The sequence below is a fragment of the Geothrix sp. 21YS21S-4 genome (genome assembly GCF_030845995.1).
Lineage (GTDB): Bacteria > Acidobacteriota > Holophagae > Holophagales > Holophagaceae > Geothrix.
The window spans coordinates 2,485,106-2,505,442 of the sequence record NZ_CP132719.1 but is presented as its reverse complement, the minus strand read 5'-3'; the positions used below and the strand labels follow the sequence as shown (position 1 = coordinate 2,505,442).

At 69.3% G+C, this 20,337-nt stretch carries 15 protein-coding genes; 6 read left to right on the top strand and 9 right to left on the bottom strand.

The features are described from left to right. Positions 1-13 precede the first annotated feature (13 nt). Both RAH39_RS11410 and RAH39_RS11405 read right to left on the bottom strand, forming a co-directional pair. A complete protein-coding gene (locus tag RAH39_RS11410; RefSeq protein ID WP_306590229.1) occupies positions 14-1,471 on the bottom strand; it encodes a heparan-alpha-glucosaminide N-acetyltransferase domain-containing protein in 1,458 nt (485 codons plus the stop codon). Between the two features lie 135 nt (positions 1,472-1,606). After that, complete coding sequence (locus tag RAH39_RS11405) at positions 1,607-3,115, bottom strand: amino acid permease (protein ID WP_306590228.1); 1,509 nt, start codon at positions 3,113-3,115, stop codon at positions 1,607-1,609. A gap of 146 nt (positions 3,116-3,261) precedes the next feature. On the opposite strand from RAH39_RS11405, the gene RAH39_RS11400 reads away from it, so the two are divergent. After that, positions 3,262-3,948, top strand: coding sequence for a ComF family protein (locus RAH39_RS11400; protein WP_306590227.1), 687 nt, complete (start codon positions 3,262-3,264; stop codon positions 3,946-3,948). On the opposite strand, the gene RAH39_RS11395 is transcribed toward RAH39_RS11400, so the two are convergent. Beyond that, positions 3,935-5,035, bottom strand: coding sequence for an NADH:flavin oxidoreductase/NADH oxidase (locus RAH39_RS11395; RefSeq protein WP_306590226.1), 1,101 nt, complete (start codon positions 5,033-5,035; stop codon positions 3,935-3,937). The genes RAH39_RS11400 and RAH39_RS11395 overlap by 14 nt on opposite strands. Before the next feature lie 121 nt (positions 5,036-5,156). Further along, complete coding sequence (locus RAH39_RS11390; protein WP_306590225.1) at positions 5,157-6,476, bottom strand: cyclic 2,3-diphosphoglycerate synthase; 1,320 nt, start codon at positions 6,474-6,476, stop codon at positions 5,157-5,159. A 153-nt stretch (positions 6,477-6,629) separates the two neighbouring features. Between RAH39_RS11390 and RAH39_RS11385 the strand changes: the two genes are divergently transcribed. After that, positions 6,630-9,494, top strand: coding sequence for a DUF748 domain-containing protein (locus tag RAH39_RS11385; protein WP_306590224.1), 2,865 nt, complete (start codon positions 6,630-6,632; stop codon positions 9,492-9,494). Here RAH39_RS11385 and RAH39_RS11380 read toward each other — a convergent pair. The 4 genes from RAH39_RS11380 to RAH39_RS11365 all read right to left on the bottom strand — a co-directional run bounded on the left by RAH39_RS11380 (position 9,481) and on the right by RAH39_RS11365 (position 13,765). Then, positions 9,481-10,764 carry a protoporphyrinogen/coproporphyrinogen oxidase gene (locus tag RAH39_RS11380; RefSeq protein ID WP_306590223.1) on the bottom strand — a complete coding sequence of 428 codons (1,284 nt, stop codon included), beginning with the start codon at positions 10,762-10,764 and terminating at the stop codon, positions 9,481-9,483. The genes RAH39_RS11385 and RAH39_RS11380 overlap by 14 nt on opposite strands. Before the next feature lie 10 nt (positions 10,765-10,774). Next, complete coding sequence (locus tag RAH39_RS11375; protein WP_306590221.1) at positions 10,775-11,371, bottom strand: UbiX family flavin prenyltransferase; 597 nt, start codon at positions 11,369-11,371, stop codon at positions 10,775-10,777. 74 nt (positions 11,372-11,445) lie between these two features. Beyond that, positions 11,446-12,165 (bottom strand): DUF554 domain-containing protein, encoded by a 720-nt coding sequence (locus tag RAH39_RS11370; protein WP_306590220.1) that lies wholly within the window; start codon positions 12,163-12,165, stop codon positions 11,446-11,448. Positions 12,166-12,238: 73 nt separating this feature from the next. Next, a complete protein-coding gene (locus RAH39_RS11365) occupies positions 12,239-13,765 on the bottom strand; it encodes a UbiD family decarboxylase (RefSeq protein WP_306590219.1) in 1,527 nt (508 codons plus the stop codon). Positions 13,766-13,924: 159 nt separating this feature from the next. Here RAH39_RS11365 and RAH39_RS11360 point away from each other — a divergent pair, with 159 nt between their 5' ends. From RAH39_RS11360 to RAH39_RS11350, 3 genes are all read left to right on the top strand, one after another. Continuing rightward, complete coding sequence (locus tag RAH39_RS11360; protein ID WP_306590218.1) at positions 13,925-14,839, top strand: LysR family transcriptional regulator; 915 nt, start codon at positions 13,925-13,927, stop codon at positions 14,837-14,839. A 146-nt stretch (positions 14,840-14,985) separates the two neighbouring features. Next, positions 14,986-16,191, top strand: coding sequence for a porin (locus tag RAH39_RS11355; RefSeq protein WP_373467328.1), 1,206 nt, complete (start codon positions 14,986-14,988; stop codon positions 16,189-16,191). Between the two features lie 79 nt (positions 16,192-16,270). Then, the gene (locus RAH39_RS11350) at positions 16,271-17,866 is read left to right on the top strand and encodes a HAMP domain-containing methyl-accepting chemotaxis protein (RefSeq protein WP_306590216.1); all 1,596 of its coding nucleotides are present in this window, start codon (positions 16,271-16,273) and stop codon (positions 17,864-17,866) included. Positions 17,867-18,235: 369 nt separating this feature from the next. On the opposite strand, the gene RAH39_RS11345 is transcribed toward RAH39_RS11350, so the two are convergent. Further along, entirely contained in the window at positions 18,236-18,817 is a 582-nt protein-coding gene (locus RAH39_RS11345) for a peroxiredoxin (RefSeq protein ID WP_306590215.1), read from the bottom strand. A gap of 197 nt (positions 18,818-19,014) precedes the next feature. On the opposite strand from RAH39_RS11345, the gene RAH39_RS11340 reads away from it, so the two are divergent. Next, positions 19,015-20,316: an arginine deiminase gene (locus tag RAH39_RS11340; protein ID WP_306590214.1), complete on the top strand. Its 1,302-nt coding sequence runs from the start codon at positions 19,015-19,017 to the stop codon at positions 20,314-20,316. Positions 20,317-20,337 lie beyond the last annotated feature (21 nt).

Sequence of the window (20,337 nt, the reverse complement as noted above, 5' to 3'; positions counted from 1 at the left end):
GATCCCGATGATTCTACCGGCTTCTGGCCAGGATCTGGCGCGCCACTTCCGCGCGGGCCTCGGGGCTCAGCCGCTTGTTTCGCCGCTCGGCCTCGCGGAAATACTCCTCCGGATCTCGGCAGAGGCCGTCCGGCGTGGGCGGGAGGCCCTTCCGCGCGCGGGCGGCGTTGAGGAAGGCGTAGGGTTCCTTCGCCAGCTCGGGGCTGCGGAGGAAGTGGCGGACGGTCCACCACCCGCCCAGCAGGAACCAGCCGCCGAGCAGGGCCACGCCCCCCCGCTGGAGCTTCCGCATGAACTCCGGCGTCTCCCGCACTCCCTGCCAAGCCACGCCCGCCCACAGGTTCAGGCCGATGATTGCGGCCGTCAGCAGGAGGGTGCCGGGCCAGCCCAGGCTCCCCCAGCCCCAGCCGGTGAGGGCGATGACGGGGGCGGCCAGCAGGACGCCGAACAGCAGGTTGAGGTGGAGCATGTAGAGCAGCAGCGATTCGTTGCTCGCGGCCTTGATGGGATTGGCTCCGCTCCAGCGGGGCCGGATCAGCTCCACCGCGCCCAGGGCGGCGCCTCCCATCAGGATCCAGCCCAGCCGCGCGGCGACGCTGGGCAGGGTGGTGTTGGCGATGTTCCCCAGCTCGGCGTAGGTGAAGGCGCCCGCGCGGCCGTGGAGCATCCACACGCCGTTCTGCTGGATCCACCGGCCGCCCCACAGCCAGGATTCCTGCGCCGCCTGTCCCCAGGCGAGCAGCACGGCGCCCAGGATCGCCAGGGCGGAGAGGAAGCGCAGTTCGCTCCACCGGGCGCGGCCCTCGGAGGAGACCACCCGGAGGTGGCGGTACAGCCCGCCCAGGAAGGCCCCGAAGGCGGGGAAGGCCAGCCAGGGGAACAGCGGGAACAGGGCTTGGACGCCCCGGTCCGGATTCCCGTTGAACAGCCCGCGGATCGGGAGCCACAGCCCGTCGGCCACGCCCGTCGCCCACAGGTAGGGAGAGACCAGCGGCACGAACACCGCGACGGCCAGGGCCACGGCGGTGAACAGCAGGGGATGCCGCACCAGCCGCGCCAGGGCCTGGAGGATGAGCAGCGAGAACACGATGCACTGGAGCACGTCGACCTTGAACAGTTCCCGGGCCTGCTGGGGGGTGTTCAGCACCGTCCAGTCCGCGGCGGTGAGGCCCGGGGCGTGCAGGGCGTAGGCGCACAGCAGGATGAAACCCAGGCGCCGCGCCGTGTCGGGCCAGAAGGGCCGCAGGGTGCCGTCGGTGCGGAAGGTGGAGATCGCCAGGCTGTAGCCGGCCGCCATGGTGAAGCTGGGCGCCACCAGCCCGTTGAGGTAGTTCAGCCACTCCGGCCGCAGGCCCGAGTGCAGCCACACGTTCACCACGTGGACTTCGATCATCACGATCACCGCCCAGCCCCGCAGCTGGTCGATCCAGTCGCAGCGCTTCGAGGGCGTGAGGTCGCTCCAGGCGGGCATCGGAAACCTCCGGAAGGGAAGGGCCAAACGGAAATGATCACCACCAAGTCGCCAAGACACCAAGAAAAGAAGGAAACCGTTCTTGGTACTTTGGCGACTTGGCGGTGAATCCTTATTCCCTGAAGGGCAAAAGCGTCAGACGCCCTGCCGGCGCATGACGCTGTGCTTGCGGCCGTAGGCGAAGTAGATGACGAACCCGATGGCCAGCCACGCGAAGAGGCGCCACCAGTTGGCCACGGGGAGCGAGAACATCAGCAGCAGGCAGGTCAGGACGCCCATGACAGGGACGAAGGGCACCCAGGGGCAGCGGAAGGGGCGCTCCGCTTCGGGATGCTTCTTCCGCATGATCAGGACCGCCGTGCAGACGATGACGAAGGCCAGCAGGGTGCCGATGTTGGCGAGGTGCAGCAGGGCGTCGATGGGCAGGAAGCCCGCCAGGGATCCCACGAACACGCCGATCAGGATGGTGGATTTCCACGGCGTCCGGAACTTGGGGTGCACGTCGGCGAAGGTGGACTTGGGAAGCAGCCCGTCCCGGGCCATGGCGAGGAAGACGCGCGGGCCGCTGAGCATCATCACCAGCAGGACGGAGGTGATCCCCGCCACCCCGGCCGCGGCGATGAGGCCCTCCGCCCAGCCCAGGCCCTTCTGCTTGAAGGCCAGGGAGACCGGCGCGTTGATGTCGAGCTGGTCGTACCTCACCATGCCCGTCAGGACGCCCACCACGGCGATGTAGAGCACCGTGCACAGCACGAGGGAGACGATGATCCCGATGGGCACGTCCCGCTGGGGGTTCTTGGCCTCTTCGGTGTGGGTGGAGACCGAATCGAACCCGATGTAGGCGAAGAAGATGATCGCCGCGCCCGCCAGGGTGCCCAGGGGCGCGCCGCCGCCGTCCACCTGGCCGGCGATGTGGTGGCCGAAGAAGCTGAGTCCCGTCCAGCCGTAGGGCGCGAAGGGATGCCAGTTGGCGGGGTCGATGAAGAACGCGCCCACGCCGATCACGAACAGCACCGCGGCCACCTTGACGGCCACCATCGCGGCGTTGAAGGTGGCGCTCTCCTGGATTCCCTTCACGAGCACCGCCGTGACCAGCGCCACCACGATCAGCGCGGGCAGGTTCATGGCAGCTCCCGTGGTGGCGAAGTGGCCGGTGGCGGGATCGTACTTCCACGGCGATTCGCTCAGCAGCTTCGGGACGTGGATCCCCACTTTGCTGATGGCGCTCTGGAAGTAGGCGGACCAGCCCGTGGCCACGGCCGCGCTGGACACGCCGTATTCGAGGATGAGGTCCCATCCGATGATCCAGGCGAACAGCTCGCCGAGGGTGGCGTAGGCGTAGGTATAGGCGGAGCCCGCCACCGGCACCATGGAGGCGAACTCGGCGTAGCACAGGGCCGCGAAGATGCAGGTGATCCCCGCCACGACGTAGGACAGCATCAGCGACGGCCCCGCGATGTTGTGGGCCGCGGCGCCCGTGGCCACGAAGATCCCCGCGCCGATGATGGCGCCCACGCCCAGGGCGGTGAGCTGCACGGGCCCGAGGATGCGGCGGAGGCGGTTCTCGCCCTTGGCCTCTTCCAGGAGAAGGGCCAGGGGCTTGCGCGCGAAGATCTGGGACGCGGGACGCGGGTCGTTCGACATGAACAGGACTCCATGCGATCCGGGGGCGGAGCCCGGAAGGGAATTCCGGTAAAAGAGGGCCGGGGCTTGGGGCGATGCTAGCAGATCGGGCCTTCCCGCGGCCCGCAGCGCGCGGGCTATGATGCCCCATGCTCCCCGGCTCGCTCATGTCCCGCCTCCTCCGGGCCCGGGCCGATCTGGTCCCCTGCCGCGGCTGCCTGGCCCCCGTCGGATCCGGCGCGGAAGCCGGCCTGTGCGCCTCCTGCTGGGACGGACTGCTGCCCTTGTCCGAAGTTCGCTGCCCCCGATGCGCGCTGGTCCACGGAGAGGGACCCTGCCCCGAGCCGGTGGAATGGGATCTCGGCGACGCCCTGTGGGACTACCGCGGCGGGCGCCCCTCCCTGGGACCGCTGCTGGTGCCGGGGGTCAAGCGCGGCGAGCGGGGCTGGCAGGCGGCCCTGCTCCGGCGCCTGGCGCGGGCCGACCTGCCCCGTTGGGTCGAGGACGTGGACGAGGTGACGTCCGCGCCGTCGGGACTCGTCCATCGTCTGGCGCGGGGAATCGATTTCGGCGCCGAAGCCGGAAGGGCTGTCGCCGCGCGGATCGCCCGGCCCTGGCGGTCGCTCCTCACCAAGGGCTGGACCGTGGGTCGTCAGGCCGTGCGCACCGAAAGCCAGCGGCGGCGCCTGCCGCGGAAGGCCGTCGCCCTCCGGTCCGGCGCGGCGCCCTCGGGGATCGTGCTCCTGGTGGATGACGTCTGGACCACGGGCACCACCCTCCTCCGCTGCGCCCAGGCGCTGAAGGAAGGCGGCGCGGCGGAGGTGCGGGTGCTGGCCCTGTTCAGGGCGCTGTGAAGGGAGTGCGCATGGGAACCTTGCCCTTCACGGCGCGCTGGTAGGACGCGGGCCAGGAGGCGTCTGTTCCCAGAGTCTGGGCGGCGTGCATCGGCCAGCGCGGATCGCGCAGCAGCTCGCGGCCGAGGAGGACCAGATCGGCGGATTCCTGGGCGAGGATCTGCTCCGCCTGTTCGGGGCCGGTGATGAGGCCCACCGCGCCCGTGGCGATCCCCGCCTCGGCGCGGATCCGGGCCGCGAAGGGCACCTGGTAGCCGGGGCCCAGCGGGATTTCCGTCCGGGGAACCAACCCGCCCGTGGAGCAATCCACCAGATCCACGCCCAGCGCCTTGAGAACCCTGGCCAGTTCCACCGATTGGTCGAGGTTCCATCCGCCCTCGGCCCAATCCGTGGCGGAGATCCGCGCGAACAGCGGAAGGTGCTCGGGCCACACGGCCCGCACGGCGGAGGCGACCTCGCGGAGCAGGCGGGTGCGGTTCTCGAAGCTGCCGCCGTAGGCGTCCTCGCGTCGGTTGGACAGGGGCGACAGGAACTGGTGGAGCAGGTAGCCGTGGGCGGCGTGCAGTTCCGCCACCACGAACCCCGCGGCGAGCGCCCGGCGGGCGGCCTCCGCGAAGGACTGGATCACCGCCTGGATGCCCGCGGCATCGAGCGCGGTGGGGACGGTCCAGTTCGCATCGAAGGCCATGGGGCTCGGGCCCACGGGAACCCAGCCGCCGGCGCTCTCCGGGAGGCTGCCGCTGCCCTTCCACGGCGCGGGATTGGAGGCCTTCCGGCCCGCGTGGGCCAGCTGGATGCCCGGCGCCGCGCCCTGGGAGGCGATGAACCGGGCGATGCGCGCGAGACCCTCGCCCTGGGCGTCGTTCCAGATTCCGAGATCGTCGGGGCTGATGCGGCCTTCGGGCGATACCGCTGTGGCTTCGGTGAGCACCAATCCCGCTCCGCCCTGGGCCAAGCCGCCGAGATGGACGAGGTGCCAGTCGTTCGGCAGGCCGTCCACCGACTGGTACTGGCACATCGGGGAGACGGCGATCCGGTTGGGAAGCGTGAGGCCGCGCAGGGTCAGGGGTTGGAACAACCTCGGCATGGGAACTCCGGAACTCGGAATGGGCACTCCATTCAGGTCCAGGGTACGGCGTTCGGGGCCCCGTTCCCCTCACGAAGAACGGCCCGGCCGGAGCCGGGCCGTTTAGAAAACTTGTCTTGTCCTACATCTTCAGGGTCCGGCGGACTTCCGCTTCCAGCGCGCCTTCGCGCACTTCGGCGAGGTCGTAGCGGACGCGGGTCATGGGCTTGCTGACCTGGAGGACGCGGGTGAGGTCGATGGGCGTCCCGCTGAGAACCACGTCGCAGGGCGTGGCTTCGATGGTGGCCTGGAGGTCCCTCACCTGCTGGTCGCCGTAGCCCATGGCCGGGAGGATGCCCTTGGCGTTGGGATACTTGCGGTAAGTGGCGGCGAGGCTGGCGACGGCGTAGGGGGAGGGATCCACGATCTCCTTGGCGCCCACGGCCCGGGCGGCGACCACGCCCGCGCCGTAGGTCATGGACCCGTGCGTGAGGGTGGGCCCGTCCTCGATCACGAGGGCGCGGCGGTCCTTGACGATCTCCGGCCGGTCGCAGGTGACGGGGCTGGTGGCGCGGAGGACCCGGGCTTTGGCGTTCACGGCGGCGGCGTTGCGCTCGATGGCCTGGATGTCCTCTTCCTTGGCGCTGTCGCACTTGTTGATGAGGATGATGTCGGCGCGTCGGAAATTGGCCTCGCCGGGGTGGTAGGCCATCTCGTGGCCCGAGCGGAGCGGGTCGGCGATGCAGATGTGCAGGTCGCTCTTGTAGAAGGGCAGGTCGTTGTTCCCGCCGTCCCACAGGATCACGTCCGCTTCCTTCTCGGCGCTGCGGATGATCTGCTCGTAGTCCACGCCGGCGTAGACCACGAACCCGTTGTCGATGTGCGGCTCGTACTCCTCGCGCTCCTCGATGGTGCATTCGTGCTTGTCCAGGTCGCTGTAGTCGGCGAAGCGCTGGCAGGCCTGCTTGGCGAGGTCGCCGTAGGGCATGGGATGGCGGATGGCGACGACCTTCTTGCCGAGCTTCTTCAGGATGTTGCTGATGAAGCGCGTGGTCTGGCTCTTCCCGGCGCCCGTGCGGACGGCGGTGATCCCGATGACGGGCTTGGACGAGGCGATCATCGTCTTGTCCGCGCCCAGCAGCTCGAAGTCGCAGCCGTGGGCGATGCACAGGCTCGCCAGGTGCATCACGGTGGCGTGGGTGACGTCCGAGTAGGAGAACACGGCCGCGTCCAGCTTTTCGCGGTGGATCAGGTCCACCAGTTCGGACTCGTCCACGATGGGGATCCCATTGGGATAGAGCTTCCCGGCGAGAACGGCCGGGTAGCGGCGGCCCTCGATCCCCGGGATCTGGGTGGCGGTGAAGGCCACCACCTGGTACGCGGGGTTGTCCCGGTACACGGTGTTGAAATTGTGGAAGTCGCGTCCCGCGGCTCCCAGGATCACGATGCGTCGTGCCGACATGACACATGCCTCTCGGTCCAGCGGTGCACCGACACGCTCGGGGATGGCAGTCCTGGCGGCACCGCGACGGGAGGAGGATAGCCCCCCTGGGCGGCCCCAGAGAATAGGGATGTGGCTTGAATCACACCGGCGCGAAGGCCCTATGCTTTTCCCATGCCCATTCCAGCTCCGCTCTCGGCCTTCCTCCGGCGATGGAACCGCTGGATCCTTGTCTCGACGGGGATCCTGGTTCTGTGGGCCCTCGTCGGGTTCCTGCTGGTACCCGCCCTGGCGCGCCCCCGCATCGAGCGCGAGGCGACGGCGGCCCTCAAGCGCCCGGTGACCGTGGCGAAGCTGCGGTTCAACCCCTTCACCTTCGGCGTGACGCTGGAGGGCTTCCGGGCGGCGGAGCGGAACGGGGAGGATTGGATCACCCTCCGCCGCCTCTACGTGGACCTGGACGTCTGGCGCCTCCTGGGCCGGACCGTGAGCCTGGGGGCCGTCGAGGTGGAGGGGCTCACCTTCCGCGCGGACCTGGATCCCAAGGGCCGCCTCAATTTCCAGGACCTGCTGGAGGGCGGCCCGGAGCCCGAGGCGCCCGCCGCGGCGCCGTCCTCCTGGGTCCTCCAGGTCCGCCGCTTCCGCATGGAGGAGGGCCGCATGGCCTTTTCCGATCGCTCCGCGGCGGAGCCCTTCCGCACGGTGCTCGGTCCCGTCACCTTCCGCCTGGAGAACCTGCGGACGGAGGTGGGCCACCGCAGCGGCGTGTCGCTGGAGGCCTGGACCGAAGCGAAGGAGCACCTCGCCTGGAAGGGGGACCTCGGATTCCAGCCCTTCGCGTCCGCGGGCAACATCCTTGTGGAGAACCTCTCCCTGCCCAAGTACCGCCCCTACCAGGAAGGGCAGGTCGCCGCCGAGATCCGCAGCGGGCTGGCCACGGTACGGACCCAGTACCGCGTGGAGTGGGGCGGAGGACGCCGGGTCGTGGAACTGGCGGAGCTCGGCCTCACGGTGCGCGACCTGAAGGTGGCGGAGCGGGGCGCCGCCGAACCCGCCGTGGAAGTGCCACTGCTGGAAATCCGGGAGGGCCGTGCCGATCTGATGGCCCCGTCGGTGGAAGTGGGCTCCATCACCGCGGCCCAGGGCATCCTGCGGATCCAGGCGGCCAAGGATGGAAGCCTGAACCTGGCCCGGCTGGCGGCCGCGCCCAAGCCCAAGGCGGCCCCTGAAAAGGAAGCCAAGCCCCTCAAACTGCTCGTCCGGGACCTGGCGCTGGCGGGCTTCCGGGTGGGCTGGGAGGACCGCGGTCCAGCCCGTCCCGTGAAGGTGGAAGCCACCGATCTGAACCTGCGCTGGCGCGGCCTCTCGCTGGATCCCGCGGCTTCCAGCGACGCCTCCCTGGATCTGAAGCTGGGGAGCGGGACCTTGAAGGCCGAAGGGAGCCTGGCGCCCCTCCGCGCCACGGGCGACCTGCGGGTGAAGGCGGAGGGCCTGGACCTGGCCCCCTTCGATTCCTACCTGGACCCGGCGCTGGATCTGCGTCTCGCCTCCGGGAGCCTGGCTGCCGACGGCCGCGTGCGCTTCGCGTTCGAGGGCCGCCGGTCGGACGGCGTGATCTATCAGGGAGGCGCTTTGGTCCAGGGCCTGGACGTGCGCGATGCCCAGCGGGGCGAGACCTTCCTGCGGTGGAAGCGGCTGAACGTCGCCGGGGCGGACCTCCGCACCGCGCCCCTGGCCGTGGCGATCCGGAGCGTGGAATGGACGGCGCCGGAGGGGCGCCTGGTGATGGAAGCGGACGGCAGCACCAATGTGGCCCGCGCCCTGCGCCTCGCGCCCGAAGGCAAGCCCGCGGCCCTTCCCGCGGCGGTGGTTCCGCCCACGCCCGCGGCGGCGCCCGATGTCGCCATCGCGAAGCTGGCGATCACCGGCGGCCGCCTCAGTTTCATCGACCGCTCCGTCCGGCCGGCGGCGGCCCTGTCCATCCGCGACCTCGAAGGCAGCTACCTGGGCCTGTCGGGCCGGCCCGACGCGGTCTCGCAGGTGGCCTTCAAGGGCCGCGCGGGCGGCCTCGCGCCCATCACCATCACGGGCAAGGCCATGCCCCTGCGCCACGACCTGGACACCGACGTGGCCCTGCGGATCCAGGGCGCCGACCTGACGGATTTCACGCCCTACACCGGGAAGTACCTGGGCTACACCGTGCAGAAGGGCAAGCTGGACGTGGAGGCGCGGCTGCGCATCGACCACCGGAACCTGAAGGCCGAGAACGCCGTGAAGCTGGACCAGTTCTACCTCGGCGAGAAGGTGGACAGCCCCGACGCCACGGGTCTACCGGTGAGGCTTGGGCTGGCCATCCTGCGCGACCGCAAGGGGCTCATCGCCTTCGACCTGCCGGTGGAGGGCAGCCTGGACGATCCCGACGTGAAGTACGGAAGGCTGGTGTGGAAGGCCATCTTCAACCTGCTGGGGAAGATCGCGACGTCGCCGTTCACCCTGATCGGCAGCCTGTTCGGCAGCGACGCGGGGGACCTGAGCGCTTTGGCCTTCGCGCCGGGTTCCAGCGCCCTGGATGCGGCGGCCACCGCCAAACTCCAGGCCCTGGCGCGGGCGCTCCAGGAGCGGCCGGAACTGCGGCTGGAGGCGGAGGGCGCCGTGGACGAAGCCGCCGACGGCGGGGCGCTCCGGCGGGCGGCCCTGGAAGCGCTGCTGCGGCGGACGCGGAACGGCGCGCTGGGCCAGGCCGAGAAGGAGCCGATTCCTCCCGCGGAGCGGGAACGCTGGATCCGGGCCGCCTACCAGGCTGCCTTTCCCGCGACGAAGGGCGTCCCGGCGCCTCCCCTTCCACCTGCCCCGGAGATGGAGCAGCGCCTGCTGGAGGGACTGAACCCCGGCCCCGACGAACTGGCCCTGCTGGCGGACGTACGGGCGAAGCGCGCGATCGGATGGCTGCTCGATACCGCCCAGGCCGATCCCGCGCGGATCTTCCAGGTGCGGACGGGCCAGGCGAAGGGCGCGGCCGTGGCTTTCAGCCTGAAGTGAGGCCCGCGGCCCAGGCCTCCACGCCCTCCGCGAGGTCGGGCAGGCCCGGGCCGAACCGGGCGGGTCCCAACCAGTGGAGGCCCGGCGGCAGCGCGCCGAGGATCCGCGCACCCCGCGCCCCGTGGCCGGGCTCCAGCAGCGGGAAGGCGCCGGGGCAGGGCTCCTCGCGCACCTGCACCGCCTCGGGCAGCTCCGGCAGCCAGCGGCGCAGCGCTGCGAGGACGCCGGGCCACGCGTCGAGGGCGGAGGCCACCGGATAGGCCCCGCCCAGGTAGGTCCGCACCTGCATCAGGCCCGGCACGCCGCGGGGATCGCCGATCGCGAAGGAGACGGCTCCCAGCAGGCCGCCGCCCTCGGGAGGATGGATCAGCAGTCCGAAGCCCCGCTCCCAGCCCGGCCACAGGGGATGACGGCTGTGCCACACGCGCAGGTCGAGGCGGGGGATAGCTTCGAGCAGTCCGGCGGCTTCCGGCGCCGCGGCGCGCAGCAGGACCGCGGCGGGTCCTCCCGGCAGCGCGAGGACCACGGCATCAGCTTCCTCGCTCGCTTCGGCGCTTTCCACCCGCCATCCGCCACCGGGAAGGGGCGCGAGGGAGGTGGCTGTTCGATCCAGGCGCACGTCGAGCCGGGCCGCCAGGGCCGCGGTCACCGCGCCCACCCCGCCCGCGGGGACGCGCGTCCACTCCGGGCCGGCGCGAAGGCCGCCGATCAGCAGTCCGCCGCGGGCCTCCAGCGCCTTGAGCCGAGGCAGGGTCTCCATCCCGATCCGTTCGGGAGGCGCGGCGAAGACTCCGGCCACCAGCGCCGGGAGCAGCTCCCGGGCGAAGCCTTCGCCCAGCCGCCGGGCGAAGAAAGCGCGGAGATCCTCCGACCCCGGAGCCCGGGAAACGAAGGGTTCAGCCAGGAGCCGGAGCTTCTCCATCCATCCGAGGTCCGGTGTGCGGATCAGTCCCGTGAGGGAGGCGGGGCTGGGATGGCGCTTCCCGCCTTTACCCAGCCACCGGGGGCCCTTGGGGCCGGAGCCGCGCAGGTCCAGGCCCAGTTCCGCCAGCAGCCGGTCGAGGGCGCCGCCCCGGGCCACGCGGAGGGATTGGGGCCCCAGTTCCAGGAAGCCGGGTTCGCCGCGGAGGCCGGGCCAGGGCAGGGTGCGAGCCCAGCCGCCCGGCGCGTCCGAGGCCTCCCACACCTGGACCTCGAAGCCCCGCTGATGGAGCCGCCAAGCGGCCAGCAGGCCCGAGAATCCCCCTCCGAGGACGATGACGCGCCGCATGGGCCTTTTCCTATCCACACCGCTCCGCGGAAGCGCCCGCTTCGCCCCATCGCTGGAACCTGGGCATCTCCAGACCGAATATATCGAGGATCTTGCCGACGATGTGACGGGTCATGTCCTCGATGGTGAAGGGATGGTTGTAGAAGGTGAGGACCGGTGGAAGGAGGATGGCGCCCAGTTCGGAGGCCGTCTGCATGTTGCGGAGGTGGAGGGGGCTGAGCGGGGATTCCCGGGCCACCAGGACGAGCTTGCGGCGCTCCTTGATGACGACGTCGGCGGCGCGGAGGAGGAGGTTGTCGGAGTAGCCCGTGGCGACGCCGGCGAGGGTCTTCATGCTGCAGGGGACGACGACCATGCCGTGGGTCTTGAAAGTGCCGCTGGCGATGCTGGCGCCCACGTCGTCGAGGGGATGGCAGCGGGTGGCGAGGGCTTCCACTTCCTTCACGGTGAGGCCCGTTTCATGCTCGATGGTGCGGCGGGCGCCGCCGGAGATCACGAGGTGGCTCTCCCAGCCGGGAAAGGTCTGGAGCGCCTTCAGGAGTTCGATCCCGAGGATGGCGCCGCTGGCGCCGCTCATGCCGACGATGAGGCGGTTCGGAGTGGGCATGGTCGTGCTCCTTCACGAAGACATCCCGGTGCGAGGGCGGTGGGCCGCTCGCACCGGGAGGGGGGACTGGCGGGCTAGCGGACGAAGAACCTCAGCCACAGGGCGGAGATCGGCATGGCCAGGAACAGCGCGGGCAGCATGTTCGCCACGGAGAAGGGCTTGATGCCGGCGATGCGGAATCCCGTGGCGACCATGATCAGGCCGCCGCAGGCGGAGAAGTCCGCCACCATGGCCGGCGTGGTCAGGGGCAGGATCTTCGTGGCGAGCAGGAACAGGGAGGCCTGGATGACGAACTGGGGGATGGCGAGGGTCGCCACGGTGTAGCCCAGCGCGGTGGCGAAGATCGCCGCGGTGAAGAGGTCGAGGAACGACTTGACCATCAGCAGCGTGGTGTCGCCGGTCATGCCCTCGTTCATGGCGCCGAAGATGCCCGTGCCGCTGGCGCAGAACAGGACGAGGATGGCCACGAACTTCTCCAGGAACTGGTCCTGGGTGAGGCTGGCGTCCGCGGGCTTGGCGAACTTCTCGATGAAACCCTTGGTCTTGGCCGCCACCTTCTGGATGCCCGTCTCCAGGTGCATGAGCTCGCCGATCATCGTGCCCACCAGGAGCGCGAGGATGACCGCGGGGAGGTACTTCACCTTCACGATCATGGCGATGCCGAGGCCCATGGACGAAATGCCGAAGACGAGCGGCATCTTGGTGCGGAGGTTTTCACTGATCCGGTTGCCCAGGGAGGCGCCGGTCAGGCTTCCGATCACGACGGAAGCGCCGTTGACAAATGGACCTAGCATGCAGGCTCCTGCGGAGGGAGATGGGGCGGAGAAGAGGACGGCCGCCGGCGGGAGAGCCGGCGGCCGGGAGGGCCTAGAGGTTCAGGGGCCGGGTGGAGGGCACGAGGAACTTCTCGAGGTCCACGTCCATGAACTTGGCGCGGTGGAAGCGGGCCTTCTGATCGAAGGGCACGGTGCAGTCGAAGATGGCCTTGCAGGTGATGCCCTTCCCACGGATCGACGGGCTCATCTCCGGCGACTGGGAGGGATCCAGCGGGTGGCAGCGCACGCCCGGGATGGCGATCACGTCCGCGTCCGCCTGGAAGCGCGTGGCCATGGCCCACAGGACGTCGTTGGAATCGAAGGGATCCACGTCCTCGTCCACCAGGATCACGTGCTTCAGTTCGGAGAAGGCGGAGAAGGCCAGGAGCGCCGCCTGGCGCTGCCGCCCCTCGTCCACGGGAATGCCCTTCTTCACCTGGAGCACCGCGACGTACTTCCCGCCGCCGCTGGGATGGGCGTAGACGTTCTGGAGCAGCCCGGGCAGGGCGCGGTTCACCATGGTGATGATGCTCGCCTCGGTGGGGATGCCCGCCAGGTTGACGTGCTCCTCGCTGGGTCCGATGCAGGTCTGCATGATGGGGTTCACCCGGTGGGTGACGGCCTTGACCTTGATGACGGGCAGGGACTGGTTAGCGGGGCCGTTGTAGCCCGGGAACTCGGGCATGGCCTTGCCGGTGCCGGTGTTCTGGTCCTCCACCATCCGCACGTCGGGGATCAGCTCGCCCTCGATGACGATTTCCGCGTGGGCCACGGCCTTGGCTTTGACCGTGAGACAGTCCACCAGTTCCACCGGCTTGCCGCGCAGGGCGCCCGCGATGCTCAGCTCGTTGAACCCGAGGGGCGTGGAGGGCGGCTCGAAGCAGGCCGCCACGTAGACCGCGGGATCCAGGCCGATGCTGATCGAGATGGGCTGGGCCTTGCCGGATTTCTCCGCCTTGATGCGGAAGGTGTCGAGGTGGCGACCCGGGACGAAGTACATCGAGATGGTGTCGGGGCCCTGGACGCACAGGCGGTGGATGGTCACGTCCTCCTGCCCGTTCTCGGGATCGGCGCCGTAGCACAGGCCCATGGTGATGAAGGGGCCGGCGTCCTCCTCGGTGTTGGTGGGGGCGGGGATCAGCTTGCGGATGTCGAAGCCGGGATCCGTAGCGCGGTGGACCACTTCCTGGCAGAGCGCCTTCTCCGCCCCCACCATGACCGGCTGGATCGGCTGGTTGAGGGCCTCGCACATGTGGAAGCCCAGCCGTTCGGACGTGGTGCCCAGCAGGAGGGCCACGCGGCGGCGGTCCGCCAGCATCCCGATGGACACGCGGTGTCCTTCGTAGCCCTTGATGGTGTTGAACAGCATGGCCGGGCCGAGCTGAGTGGGGCGCATCACCGTGCCGGCGGCGCCCACGTGGCGGTAGACGCCGGACAGTTCCGCGTGCGGATCCACCATGGCGTCCGTGCACAGGAGCTGGCCGGGGATGTGGGCCAGCAGCCGGAGCGCGGACCGGAGGTCCGAGACTTCGTCCGCCTTCCCGACGGTGATGGCATTGGGTTCCAGAGTCGCTTTCATCGGTTCCTCCTTGCGATGCGGATGTAGATTTGGCCGCGCGGGGAGAGGAATCCAATACTTATTTGATGACTGATTGATCGTGAATAAATATCAGTCGTGAAAGCCGATCCGGCCGGATAGTCATCCCATGGGCCGGCGCTCCTCAGCGGAGAAAAGGGCATGGAACTTCGCCAGATCAAGTACTTCCTCGCGGTGGCGGAGGAGCTCCATTTCCGGCGGGCGGCGGAGGTGGTCCACGTGGCCCAGCCCGCCCTCAGCCAGCAGATCCGCCATCTGGAGGAGGAACTGCGCGTCACGCTGTTCGAGCGGTCCAATCGCAAGGTCCTGCTCACTCCCGCGGGCAAGGTGTTCTACGAGCGGGCCAAGGTCCTGATGGAGAACGCCCGGGCCGCCATGCAGGAGGCCCAGCGGGTGGACCGGGGCGAGGCCGGCTCGCTCACGCTGGGATTCGTGAGCACCGCGGCCCTGGACGTGATTCCTGCGGCCCTCAAGCATTTCCAGACCCAGGCGCCCTCGGCCCAGATCGTCCTGAAGGAGCTGGGGCCGGACGACCAGATCGACTGCCTCCACCGCGGGCAGCTGGATCTGGGCGTGCTCCACGCGGTGCTCAAGGACGACGACCTGCGGACGCAGGTTCTCACCCGCGAACGCTTCGTGGCGGCGCTTCCGCGGACGCCGGAGTTCACGCGGATGCGGCGGGTGGACCTCCGCAGGCTGGCGTGCGAGACGGCCATCCTCCCCATCCGGCACGCCGCCCACGGCTACTACGAGTTCGTGCTGGGCGCCTATTCGCAGGCGGGCGTGGTGCCCGCGCGGATCCTGCACACCCGCCTCATCCAGACGGGGCTGATGCTGGTGGCGGGGGGACTGGGCGTGGCGCTGGTTCCCGAATCCTTCAGCCGCAACCTCCAGATGAAGGATCTGATCTATCGCCCGCTCCTTACTCATCCCCCGCTGCTGGAGCTGATCGCCGTGTGGCGGCACGACAACGCCTCGCCCCTGCTCGCCCGCTTCATCGAGGAACTGTCGACGCTCGACGTTCCGGGGCCTCCGAAGGACCTGCTCGACCGATAAGCGGAAGCTCTCAATCGGCCGTCGAGGAAGTATTGGATCGCTCGATTTCCCGGGGACACCCTCTGGACGCGGACCATGTCCACTCCTGAAGGGATCCTTTTATGAAGCATCGATATGCGTTTTTTCTGTTGGCGGCGAGCGTGCCCATGTGGTCGCAGGCGAGCGACGTCCAGATCTACGGGACGCTGCTGCCGTTCATGGACCACGTGAAGAGCAGCGGCGCGACGGCGGCGGGGCTGTCGCCCGCGAACGGCGGAGCGACGCAGGTGGCGGCGTCGGCCTACACGGGGGACCAGGGGAACCTGCCCGCGCGGAACCGGATCACGTCGGGGACGTCGAACCTGGGGTTCCGGGGCAGCTTCAAGGTGAACGACGATCTGAAAGTGATCTGGCAGATCGAGAGCGCGGTGAGCCCCGATGGGGACGCGCCGAACAGCCTGACGAGCCGGAACAGCTGCCTGGGGCTGGAAGGGAGCTGGGGCCGGGTGTTCTACGGGAACTGGGACACGCCCTACAAGTACCCCCTGCTGTTCGTGGGGGCGCTGCGCGGCCTGACCCCCTTCGACGACGTGCTGACGGCGAGCCCCGGATTCAACGTGCCGGGGACGACGACCCAGAGCGGCCGGATCAACGGGAAGGCGGACGCGGCGTTCAACCGGCGGCAGGGAAACAGCGTGCAGTACTGGAGTCCCGTGATGAAGGGGTTCTCGGTGCGGGTGGCGTACTCTGCGAACGAGGGCACGACCCAGCCGACGGGGACGGTGCCGTCCGTGAGCCCCGAGCTGTGGTCGGGGCTCCTGAGTTACAAGGCCGGGGCGTTCAACGTCAGCTACGGGTACGAGCGCCACACCGATTATTTCGGCCTGTCGCAACTGGGGGGATCGCCCGGAGCGACGGCGACGAACGCGGCGTCCAAGGACGAGGGCCACGAACTGGTGGCGGCCTACGGGTTCAGGACGGGAACGAAGGTGTCGGCGATCGTGGAGCGGCTGAGCTACGACACCGACGAGACCGCGGCGGGCAAGGTGAGCCACTATGAGCGCGACGTGTGGTACCTGCTGGTGCAGCAGACGTGGGGCCCGCACCAGGTCTTCGGCTCCTACGGGTCCGCGGGCGCGGGCAGCGTGAAGGTGGCGGGCGGAGGCCCGGCGACCACGAACGGGCTGGGGGGCGTGCAGTGGAGCGCGGGCTACACCTACGCGCTGTCGAAGACGGCGGATCTGTTCGCCTCGGTCTACGGCATCAGCAACGACCGGTCGGCGAGCTACGCGCTGTTCCCGCCGGTGGGAAGCGGGGTCGCCCCCGGCTCCTCCACGACCGGCTTCGGCGTCGGCATCCTCTACACCTTCTGAACGGAACCGCAGGATTCGCGGCGGGGTGGGCCATGCGCCCGGCCCGCCGCGCAACTCCCGCGAGGGAGGAAGGATTCCCATGCTCGGCGCGGCTTTCCAGAACCTCCCCGTCCGCCGGAAGATCATCCTCGTGGTGGGGATATTCTCCTTTCTGCTGATCGGGGTATGCGGGCTCGCGATGAAGGACATCCTCGCCGCCCAGGAGCGCACGGGGCGGATCCACCGGGAGAACCTCCTGCCCACCGGCGATCTCACGGTCATGCGCACGTCCATGCTGCGGGCGCTGGTCCTGACCAACAACCTGCTCCGGGCCGCGGGTCCGGAGGAGATCGCCGCCATCGAACAGGACCTGGAGAAGCTCGACCAGGGGATCGCCGGGGCCTGGGCGCGCTACGAGAAGACCCTCGCCACGGACTTGGCCCGGCGGGTGGGCCCCCAGTACCACGATCTGGGAATGGAACAGCGGCGGCTGTGCCGGGAGCTGGTCCTCCCCGCGGTCCGCAAGGGCCAGTTGGATGTGGCTCGCCGGATCCTGCGCGACCAGGTGGACGCCATCGACCGGACCATGGGGCCCCTGGGGGCCCAGCTCGTGAAGGACGGTGCCCGCCAGGCGGAGGAATCCATCGCCGCGGGCGAGCGCCAGGCCCGGGTCGGCCTCGCGCTGGGACTGGGCTTTTCCGTGCTGGGCATCGCCGCGGGCATGGCGCTGGGTTGGGCGCTGATGAAGGGGATCCATGATCCCCTCCGCTCCTTCGGCCAGGTGCTGGGCGCGGTGGCCGAGGGGGATCTCACCACCCGCGCGTCGCTGGACCGCAAGGACGAGTTCGGGCAGATGGGCGAGCGTCTCAACGCCATGGTGGACCGGCTGAGGTCGGTGCTCACGGACGTGCGCGGCGGCGTGGAGGGGGTGGCCAGCGGCGCCTGCCAGCTCTCCGCCTCCGCGGACCAGATGGCCTCGACTTCATCGGAGATTGCCCACGCCTCGGAAAACCTGCGGTCGGGCAGCGAGCGCATGGCGGCGGCGGTCACGCAGCTCTCTTCCTCCATCGACGAGGTGGACCGCGGGGCACAGTCGTCCCTCGGACTGCTGGAAAAGGCCCTGGAGACCACCGATGCCGGGCAGGCGGCCGGCACCTCCACCAACGGCGCCATGGTGGAGATCGCCGACGTGGCGGGCCAGATGGTCCAGTCCGTGGACGTGATCCAGGAGATCGCCCGGCAGACGAACCTCCTGTCCTTGAACGCCGCGATCGAGGCGGCCAAGGCGGGCGCCCAGGGGCGGGGCTTCTCGGTGGTGGCCGAGGAGGTCCGGAAACTGGCGGAGCGGAGCGGCACTTCGGCCAAGGACGTCACCCGCCTCATCGCCGCGGCCCAGGAGGCCATCGCCAAAGGGGAATCCACCGTGGAGGCCGCCGTCCTCAGCCTGCACGCCATCCGCCACAGCCTGGGGGCCTTCGCCGACCAGACCCGCAGCGTCGCGGCGGCTACGGTGGAACAGGCCAAGGCCGGCGCCGACGTGGCCCGCCAAGTGGATGCCAGCTCCCGTGACGCCTGCGCCGTGGCCTCCGCCGCCATCCAGATGTCCTCCTCCACCGCCGAAGTGGCCGGCACCGCCCAGGAACTCACCCGCCTGTCCGAGGCCCTTCAGGTCCAGGTGAGGCGGTTCCGACTTTAGACGGCGACGTAGTCCTTCAGCCCCTCGGGGTGTGTCCCTGCCATCGGTTGCGCCGATGCGGCCCCATCCTCCCTTCGCTGCGCTGCGGTCGGATGGTCATGGCGGGAAGGCCATTCCGCGCCCGGGTACGCAGCGCGGGCGCCTTGCGGCGCCCGCTGGCCGTTCTTCCCCTATCTACTTGGCGGCAACGTAGTTCTTGAGCCCTTCCGAGGTAGGTTTGGCTCGGGCCTCCGGCCCTCGGCTGCGCCGATGCGGCCCTATCCTCCCTTCGCTGCGCTGGGTCGGATGGTCATGGCGGGAAGGCCATTCCGCCCCGAGTACGCAGCGCGGGCGCCTTGCGGCGCCCGCTGGCCGTTCTCCTCCGCTCGTCTACTTGGCGGCGACGTAGTTCTTCAGCCCTTCCGAGGTGGGCTTCATGGCCTTCTCGCCCTTGTGCCAGTTGGCGGGGCAGACTTCGCCGTGCTCTTCGCTGAAGTCGATGGCGTCGAGGAGGCGGAGGACCTCGTCCACGCTACGGCCCAGGTCGTTGTGGTTGACGGTGATGTGCTTGAGGATGCCGTCCTTGTTGATGATGAACAGGCCGCGGAGGGCGATTCCGGCGGGCAGCAGGACGTTGTAGTCCTGGGCGATGGTTTTGTTCAGGTCGGAGACCAGGGGGAAGGTCACGCCCTGGATGCCGCCGTCCTTGCGGGGCGTGTTGACCCAGGCGTGGTGGCTGAACTTGGAGTCCACGCTGACGCCGATGACCTGGGTGTTGCGGGCCTCGAACTGCTGGAGGGCGTCGGCGAAGGCCAGGATCTCGGTGGGGCACACGAAGGTGAAATCGAGGGGGTAGAAGAACAGCACGACCTTCTTGCCCTTGTAGTCGGACAGGGAGAGCTGCTTGAACTCGCCGTTGACCAGGGCGTCGGCCTTGAAATCGGGCGCGGGCTGAGTGACGAATGCGGCCATGGAAAGCCTCCAAAAGGGGCTGTGCCCCGAAGTTTCGGTGGAAAGTACCAGGCTAGGCCGGCCTCCACCCCCCCACAAGAAAAATATCCGACAGATTTGGTAAACAATGTGGAACGTGAAGGTCCAAAGCCTTTGTAGATCCAGGCGGGAAGCGGGTTTCATGCTAGTCTGCGGGGTTCCACGCCTTCAGGATGCCTATGCAGCCCATCCACCTTTCGGTCTTTTCGGAAACCGCCCGCCTCAAGCAGGTGGTGGTTCACAACCCCGGGGCGGAAGTGGACCAGATGGTGCCCGGGATGATGGAGAAGCTGCTGTTCGACGACATCCTGTACGGCGATCTGGCCCGGCAGGAGCACGCCCAGTTCCGGACGGTCCTCGGGCGGGTGGCGGACGAGGTGCTGGACATTCAGGACCTGTTCATCGAGGCGCTGAAGGACGAGGGCGTGAAGCTGGCCTTCATCGAGGACCTGCGCCGCCTGGTGGGCCTGCCGGACGACACCTGCAACCTGCTGCGGGACATGACTTCGGCGGAGGCGGCCCGCAGCGTCATCGGGGGCGTGCCCTGGGACGACATGCCGGGCCACACGCCCTGGGAGCAGGAGTTCGACTACCGGCTGCGACCCATTCCCAACCTGCTGTTCATGCGGGATCCGGCCTCGGTCATCGGCGACGGCTACAGCGTGAACTCCATGGCCACCTGGGCCCGGGAGCGCGAGCCGCTGATCCTCAGCTACGTGTTCCGCCACCACCCGCGCCTGAAGCACCACACGGAGCACGACAAGTGGTTCGACCAGGTGACGCCGCTGGTCCGCGGCGAGATCAAGGCGCCGGTCAGCCTGGAGGGCGGGGACGTCCTGGTGCTCGACCGCAAGGTGCTGGCGGTGGGGTGCAGCGAGCGCACCCAGGCCGACGCCATCTACCTCCTGGCGGAAGCCCTCCGGGCCCACCGGGCCGAGGACGAGCGCAGCTTCGACCACCTGCTGATGGTGCTGATGCCCAAGAAGCGCAGCGCCATGCACCTGGATACGATCTTCACCCGCACCAGCGAAGGCGAATGCCTGGTCTATCCGCCCTACTTCGTGGACGGCAGCCGCGAGCTGCTGAACGTGACCCGCATCGACCTGCGCCATCCCGAACTCCGGATGCACACCTCGCCCAACCTCCTTCGCACCCTGAAGGACGTGGGCATCGACCTCCGGCCCATCTTCTGCGGCGGGAACGACCCCATCCTCCAGCAGCGGGAGCAGTGGACGGACGGCGCCAACGCCTTCTGCCTGGCTCCCGGAGTCATCACCAGCTACGGCCGCAACCTCGCCACCGCGGAGGCCCTGGACCGGGCCGGCTACCGCGTGCTGACGGTCAAGGACGTCCTGGAGGACGCCGCCCTGAACCTCCTGGACGGGAACAAATACCTCATCCAGCTCGAAGCCAGCGAGCTCAGCCGCGCCCGCGGTGGCCCGCGGTGCATGACCATGCCCCTTTCCCGGGCCGAGGCGTGACGGAACTGCTGAAAAGGCTGG

Excerpts from the sequence above, each read along its gene's own strand:
- RAH39_RS11390 (WP_306590225.1), bottom strand. The coding sequence starts at position 6,476 with ATGTCGGCACGACGCATCGTGATCCTGGGAGCCGCGGGACGCGACTTC.
- RAH39_RS11385 (WP_306590224.1), top strand. The coding sequence starts at position 6,630 with ATGCCCATTCCAGCTCCGCTCTCGGCCTTCCTCCGGCGATGGAACCGC.
- RAH39_RS11405 (WP_306590228.1), bottom strand. The coding sequence starts at position 3,115 with ATGTCGAACGACCCGCGTCCCGCGTCCCAGATCTTCGCGCGCAAGCCC.
- RAH39_RS11340 (WP_306590214.1), top strand. The coding sequence starts at position 19,015 with ATGCAGCCCATCCACCTTTCGGTCTTTTCGGAAACCGCCCGCCTCAAG.
- RAH39_RS11395 (WP_306590226.1), bottom strand. The coding sequence starts at position 5,035 with ATGCCGAGGTTGTTCCAACCCCTGACCCTGCGCGGCCTCACGCTTCCC.
- RAH39_RS11400 (WP_306590227.1), top strand. The coding sequence starts at position 3,262 with ATGTCCCGCCTCCTCCGGGCCCGGGCCGATCTGGTCCCCTGCCGCGGC.
- RAH39_RS11355 (WP_373467328.1), top strand. The coding sequence starts at position 14,986 with ATGTGGTCGCAGGCGAGCGACGTCCAGATCTACGGGACGCTGCTGCCG.
- RAH39_RS11380 (WP_306590223.1), bottom strand. The coding sequence starts at position 10,764 with ATGCGGCGCGTCATCGTCCTCGGAGGGGGATTCTCGGGCCTGCTGGCC.
- RAH39_RS11370 (WP_306590220.1), bottom strand. The coding sequence starts at position 12,165 with ATGCTAGGTCCATTTGTCAACGGCGCTTCCGTCGTGATCGGAAGCCTG.
- RAH39_RS11365 (WP_306590219.1), bottom strand. The coding sequence starts at position 13,765 with ATGAAAGCGACTCTGGAACCCAATGCCATCACCGTCGGGAAGGCGGAC.
- RAH39_RS11360 (WP_306590218.1), top strand. The coding sequence starts at position 13,925 with ATGGAACTTCGCCAGATCAAGTACTTCCTCGCGGTGGCGGAGGAGCTC.
- RAH39_RS11345 (WP_306590215.1), bottom strand. The coding sequence starts at position 18,817 with ATGGCCGCATTCGTCACTCAGCCCGCGCCCGATTTCAAGGCCGACGCC.
- RAH39_RS11375 (WP_306590221.1), bottom strand. The coding sequence starts at position 11,371 with ATGCCCACTCCGAACCGCCTCATCGTCGGCATGAGCGGCGCCAGCGGC.
- RAH39_RS11410 (WP_306590229.1), bottom strand. The coding sequence starts at position 1,471 with ATGCCCGCCTGGAGCGACCTCACGCCCTCGAAGCGCTGCGACTGGATC.
- RAH39_RS11350 (WP_306590216.1), top strand. The coding sequence starts at position 16,271 with ATGCTCGGCGCGGCTTTCCAGAACCTCCCCGTCCGCCGGAAGATCATC.